General features: G+C 65.5%; 4 protein-coding genes. All 4 read right to left on the reverse strand.

Annotation, left to right across the window (positions count from 1 at the left end):
- Positions 1-91: 91 nt before the first annotated feature.
- From NNY25_RS10625 to NNY25_RS10640, 4 genes are read right to left on the reverse strand one after another with little or no spacing between them, the layout of a single operon-like run.
- Complete coding sequence (locus NNY25_RS10625) at positions 92-817, reverse strand: energy transducer TonB (protein ID WP_265571414.1); 726 nt, start codon at positions 815-817, stop codon at positions 92-94.
- A 36-nt stretch (positions 818-853) separates the two neighbouring features.
- Complete coding sequence (gene cysN, locus NNY25_RS10630; protein WP_265571415.1) at positions 854-2,785, reverse strand: sulfate adenylyltransferase subunit CysN; 1,932 nt, start codon at positions 2,783-2,785, stop codon at positions 854-856.
- Positions 2,785-3,813, reverse strand: a complete 1,029-nt coding sequence (cysD, locus tag NNY25_RS10635) for a sulfate adenylyltransferase subunit CysD (protein ID WP_420854345.1) — start codon at positions 3,811-3,813, stop codon at positions 2,785-2,787. Before cysD ends, cysN begins: the two co-directional genes overlap by 1 nt.
- Entirely contained in the window at positions 3,758-5,932 is a 2,175-nt protein-coding gene (locus NNY25_RS10640; RefSeq protein ID WP_338112492.1) for a tetratricopeptide repeat-containing sulfotransferase family protein, read from the reverse strand. Before NNY25_RS10640 ends, cysD begins: the two co-directional genes overlap by 56 nt.
- Positions 5,933-6,458 lie beyond the last annotated feature (526 nt).

Raw genomic sequence — 6,458 nt, forward strand, 5'->3', positions numbered from 1 at the left:
CTTTCCACGCCGCTCAGCGGCATCTTCGATGGTTCAATGGCCCATCGTCCGACAAATTGCCACCGAGCCGTTGTCCGTCCCGGACAGGCGATCAGAGCGGGCGCTGAATATAGCCGTACCAGGTCCCGTAGGGCTTGCCGCTGGCGTCGGTCGCGGGGCGGAAACGCACGCGCGTTTCGACCAGGCGGCAGGTCTCGGCATCGATCGCCGGATTGCCACTCGAACGGTCGATGCGGCACTGGCTGGCACGCCCGTTCGTGTCGACCCAGAAGCGCGCGAAGACCGGCCCCGCGCGGTTCCACTGCGCGCGCAGCGGCTTGGGATAATCCTTTGTCCGCAGCGTGTTGATGACGCTCGGCCGCGTCCCGCCGCCGCCGCCCTTGCCGTCGCCGCCGCTGCCCGAACCGGTCCCGGTGCCGGACCCGCCGGCGCCCGTCCCTTCGCCTTTCACATCCGAAGCACCCTGCGTCGGGTCATTGCCCTCGTTGGGCGTCGGCGACGCGACGATCGGATTGGGGGTCGGGGTCTTGATGACCGGCTTGGGCGCCTCAACCGGGGTCGCGTCGCTTTCGATATTCTTGGCCGAGGCGGCGCCTTCCTCGCGCGGTGCCTTGGGCTCGGGCTCCGGAATCTCCTCGATGATCGGCGGGGGCGGTTCGGGGACGATCACGTCGAAGGTCTGCAGCGCCTCGTCGACCGTGGGAACGGTCACCACGCCGCCCGCGGTCAGCGCGGCGGCAGCCACCGCGACGTGCAGCCCGACGACAAGCGCAATGGACCCGGCACGGTCCTTCCATCCGAGTTTGTTTCGATACATCGCCGCACCAACGCGCCGAAAAGCCGAGGTTTCCGCCTAATCCTCCAGCCTGCGCACGAGCGCGTCGACAACCGCATCGGCGGCCTGATCGGCGGACAGCCGGGTGGTGTCGATCTGCACGTCGGGTTCGAGCGGCGGCTCGTAGGGGCTGTCGATGCCGGTGAAGTTCTTGATCTTGCCCGCGCGCGCCTTGGCATAGAGGCCCTTCACGTCGCGGCGTTCGGCGACATCGAGCGGCGTGTCGACGAAGATCTCGATGAAGGTCCCGTCGTCGAGCATGTCGCGCACCAGCTGCCGTTCGGCGCGGAAGGGCGAGATGAAGGCGGTCAGCACGATCAGGCCCGCTTCGGTCATCAGCTTGGCGACCTCGCCGATGCGCCGGATATTCTCGATGCGGTCGGCGTCGGTGAAGCCCAGGTCCTTGTTGAGCCCGTGACGGACATTGTCGCCGTCGAGGAGGAAGGTGTGGCGCCCACGCGCAACCAGCTTCTTCTCGACGAGGTTGGCGATGGTCGACTTGCCCGCGCCCGACAGGCCGGTGAACCACAGCACGGCGGGACGCTGCCCCATCTGGATCGCGCGCGTCTGGCGGTCGATGTCGAGCGCCTGCGGGTGGATGTTCTGCGCACGCCGCAGCGCGAAGTGGATCATGCCGGCCGCGACGGTCGCGTTGGTCAGCTTGTCGATCAGGATGAAGCCGCCCATCACGCGGTTGGACGGCCCGCCCGCCTCGTCGTGATAGGGCTCGAACACGAGGTCGCGGTCGGTCGCGATCTCGGTGACCCCGATCTCGTTGAGCGAGAGCGTTTTCGAGGCCAGCTTGTCGAGCGTGTTGACGTTGACCTGGTGCTTGGGCGGCTGCATGCGCGCGGTCACCGTCTGGGTGCCCAGCTTGAGCCAGTAGCCGCGTCCCGGGAGCAGCGGCTCGTCCGCCATCCACACCAAGGTCGCCTCGAACTGGTCGGCAGCCTCGGGCGGCGCGTCGGCGGCCGCGATCACGTCGCCGCGCGAGCAATCGATCTCGTCGGCGAAGGTGAGCGTGACCGACTGGCCCGCGACCGCTTCGTCGAGGTCGCCGTCCATCGTCACGATCCGCTCGATCCGGCTGGTTCGCCCCGAGGGCACGACCCGAACGGCATCGCCGGGCTTGACCGCGCCCGAGGCGATCTGTCCCGAAAATCCGCGGAAATCCTGATTGGGGCGATTGACCCACTGGACCGGCATGCGCAGCGGCTTGGCCTCTTCGCCCTGCGCGTCGAGCGGCACGTTCTCGAGATGCTCGATCAGGCTCGGCCCGTCATACCAAGGCGTATTGTCGCTCCTGCACGCAATATTGTCGCCGCCCAGCCCGGAAACGGGGATCGCCTGCCAGTCCTCGATCCCCAGCCGCTCGGCAAAGGCGCGATAGTCGGCGACGATCGACAGGAACGCATCGCGGTCGAAATCAACGAGGTCCATCTTGTTGACCGCCAGCACGAAGCGGCGGATCCCGACGAGATGGGCGAGATAGGAATGGCGCCGCGTCTGGGTCAGCACGCCCTTGCGCGCATCGACCAGCAGTACGGCGAGGTCGGCGGTGGACGCGCCCGTCACCATGTTGCGCGTATATTGTTCGTGGCCCGGCGTGTCCGCGACGATGAACTTGCGCTTGTCGGTCGCGAAGAAGCGGTAGGCAACGTCAATCGTGATGCCCTGCTCGCGCTCGGCGGAAAGCCCGTCGACGAGCAGCGCGAAGTCGATCTTCTCGCCCTGCGTGCCGACCGACTTGCTGTCGGCTTCGAGCGCGGCCATCTGGTCCTCGAAGATCTGGCGGCTGTCGTAAAGCAGGCGCCCGATCAGCGTCGACTTTCCGTCGTCCACGCTCCCGCAGGTGATGAAGCGCAGCAGTTCCTTCTCGCGCTGGCGGTCGAGAAAGGCCGTGATATCGCTCTCGATCAGCGCCTGGTCGGTGACGGTCGGACGGCTCATCAGAAATAGCCCTCCTGCTTCTTCTTCTCCATGCTGCCGGCGCCCGCATCGCGGTCGATGATGCGGCCCTGCCGTTCGCTGGTCGCGGTCAGCAGCATTTCCTGCACCACCTTCTCGATCGTGTCGGCCTCGCTCTCGACCGCGCCGGAGAGCGGATAGCAGCCGAGCGTGCGGAACCGCACCGAGCGTTCGACCACCTGCTCGCCGTCGGCCAGCTTGAAGCGGTCGTCGTCGACCATCAGGATCAGACCGTCACGTTCCACCGTCGGGCGCTTCGCCGCGGTGTAAAGCGGCACGATCTCGATGCCCTCGGACATGATGTACTGCCAGATGTCGAGCTCGGTCCAGTTGGACAGCGGGAAGACGCGCATCGTTTCGCCGTTCGAGCGACGCACATTGTAGAGCGACCAGAGTTCGGGGCGCTGCTGCTTGGGATCCCAGCGGTGCGAGGCGCTGCGGAAAGAAAAGATGCGCTCCTTGGCGCGGCTCTTCTCCTCGTCGCGGCGCGCGCCGCCGAAGGCCGCGTCGAACTTGTACTTGTCGAGCGCCTGCTTGAGCCCCTCGGTTTTCCACATGTCGGTGTGGAGCGGACCATGGTCGAACGGGTTGATGCCCTTCGCCTCGGCCTCGGGGTTGCGATAGACGAGGAGTTCGGTGCCGTCCTCGGCTCCGACCTTGTCGCGCAGCGCGTACATGTCCCGGAATTTCCAGGTCGTGTCGACGTGGAGCAGCGGGAAGGGCAGCGGACCGGGATGGAAGGCCTTGCGCGCAAGGTGCAGCATTACGGCGCTGTCCTTGCCGATCGAATAGAGCATCACCGGGCGCTCGGTCTCGGCGACCGTTTCGCGCAGGATATGGATGCTCTCGGCTTCGAGCCGCTGCAGGTGGGTGAGATGGGCCATGCCGGTCTCGTCCGATTGTCGGCCCGCCGCCGACGCCCGCCGTTCCTGACGAGCGTCGGGGCGGATCGCCTTAGCTCGCGGGCTTCTGCTCGATCGCGTCGACCAGCGGCTGGAGCCCGTCGCCATACTTCTTCCAGCGCTCGACCGAGCCCTTGTAGATGGGCTTGCGGACCTGCGCCACGCTGGCGGTCTTCACCGGGCGCTTCGACTTGTAGAATTCGAGACACTTATCCTGCCAGGGCAGGCCGATATAGTCGATCAGCGCCTTGGCCTGGGTCTCGGTGTCGGCCACCATTTCCTCGTACTGGACAGTGTGGATGGTGCCCTTGGGCAGCACTTCGTTCCAGTGGTCCATCAGCTGCTTGTACTTGCCGTAGTAGCGGCCGAGTTCGCCGAGGTCGTAGCTGTGGGGCATGTCGTCCTTGAACAGCTTGGTGAAGCCCGACAGGCAGGTGTCGACCGGATTGCGCATCGTGTTCACGATCTTCGCGTTGGGGAAGATCAGGTGGATGAGCCCGACGAAGAAATAGTTGGTCAGGAGCTTGTCGGTGATGCGCTTGGAATCGCCCGCCTGCTGGCTGATCAGCTTGACGTAGTTCTCGCCGACGATCTTCATCTGCGCGGGGTTCATCGCCTCGACCATGTCCGGATATTTCGGCAGCGAGGGGAAACGGTCGCGCAGGCGGCCGAGCGACATCGAGAGATACTTGACCTCGCCTGCACCGAAAATGTCGTCGTGCGCGGAGATGATCTGCTCGGTCAGCGTCGAGCCCGAACGCGGCATCCCGACGATGAAGACCAGGCGATCTTCGTCGAGCCCTTCGAACTTGCGGTTCTCGAACACCTCCTTGGGGAAGGCTTCGCGGATCGAATCGAAGAAGCCGTGCGTGTCGGCCTCGGTATAATCGAGCTGGGCGCGCTTCATCTTGCCGCCCGTGATGTAGTGCTCGAGCGCCTTCTCGTGCTCGCCGCGATCGTCGAGCGCCTTGGCGTAGGCGAAATGGAGCGGCAGCAGCGCCGGCGCTTCCTTGTTCTTAGCGCGGCCGAAGATCTCGTCCATCTGCTTGAACAGCTTGTCTTCCTTCTTGAAGTCGACAAGGTCGTTGAGGTTGGCATAGGCGCCGAGCAGGTTCGGATTTTCCTCGAGCGCGCTCATCATGTGCTCGCGCGCCTCGTCGAGGCGGCCGACCGACTTCAGGGCGACGCCATAGAAGTTGCGGGCTTCGGGCTGGCGCGGATTGATCTTGAGCGCCTTCTCGAGCACCTCGATCGCCTCGTCGTAGCGGTCCGTCTCGTGCAGCAGCTGGCCCATCAGGCTGAGCGCCTCGGCATTGTCGCCGTTGGCCTTGAGTACGAGGCGGAGCGCCTGTTCGGCGGCCTGGTGGGCGTTGCGGCGCATCTGGATGCGCGCGGTGAGCACCAGTGCGGAAGCGTCCTGCGGGGCGAACTTGAGCGTCTCCGAAAGGATCCGCAGCGCGTCGACGTCCTTCGACTGCGCCCCGTAGAGCCCTGCGAGGTTGTTGCGCGCCTCGACGTAGCGCGGCGACTGCTGGATGGCCTTGCGCAGCGCATGCTCGGCCTCCTCGGTCTTGCCCTGCTGCTGGAGCAGGGTGCCGAGATTGTTATAGGCTTCGGGGTACACCTCGCGCTGGACGAGCGCATCCTGGTAGGCCTCGATCGCGCCCTTGAAGTCACGCGCGATGCGCAGGGCATTGCCGAGATTGTTGTGCGCTTCGGCCATTTCGGGCCGGATCTCGAGCGCCTTGCGGTAGCTCGCGATGGCATCCTTGAAGCGCTTCTGGTCGAAGGCGATGATGCCGAGATTGTTGTAGGCCTGGGCGTTCTTCTCGTCGAGCTTGATCGCCCGCTCGAGCGCTTCCTTGGCCTCGTCGAGCTTGCCCTGCTGGCGCAGCACCTCGCCGAGATTGGCGTGGTAGCTCGCCGCCTGCGGGGTGAGCGAGATCGCGCGCTTGAGGGAGGCGACGCCTTCCTCGCGCTTGCCGAGCGCATGGAGGGTCACGCCGAGCACGTTGTGCGCGTCCGCGATTCCGGGGCGCGCCTGGAGAATCTGGCGACAGACCTTCTCGGCCTGTCCGTACTTGCCGGCGGCGTAGAGCTTGCCCGCCATCTCGACCGCCTTGGCGGGAGTGACGTTCACGTTCCCCTGCTGCGCCTTGGCGATCGCCTGGTCGACATTCTGCTCGGGCCCCTTCTTGGGCGCCGTCTTGGTCTTGGTCTTGGTCATACGCGTTCGATCTCGAATTTTCGGGTGAAACTGGTGGGGTCGTTCACCTGCCGCATACGCCCCATGCCCCTGACATGGGTTTCGCGCATCCGGACTGTTGCCCCCAGGAGCACTAGGCTTCCCCCCACTTGACGATATGGCGATCTTGCCGCCCGGCGGTCCCCGAAGAGGAATCGCCTCAATTCATTGTCCTAAGCTGCATTTTCCCCCTCGGCAACCGTGGCCGAGCGGGAAATGGCGGTCGGACGGTGCGCGAGCGCGAGGTGCGACCGCAAAGCCACGCCCGGCCATGCCGCTGACAAAAAGGCCCGGGAGTTTCCTCCCGGGCCTCTTGTTTGGGCCGTGTAGGCGGTTTCGCTTAGCGGCTGCCGCCGAGCGGCAGGCGGATGCGGAACGCGCCCGAGTGGACCGTTTCGCGACCGTTGAAGATCGCTTCGTATCCGACCCGCACGTCGACCTTGCCGGCCTTGCCGCCGAAGCTCACGCCCGCCAGCGCGCTGTCGCGCTTCGCCACCGTCGAGATGAT

The sequence above is a fragment of the Sphingomicrobium nitratireducens genome, from assembly GCF_026157035.1.
GTDB lineage: Bacteria > Pseudomonadota > Alphaproteobacteria > Sphingomonadales > Sphingomonadaceae > Sphingomicrobium > Sphingomicrobium nitratireducens.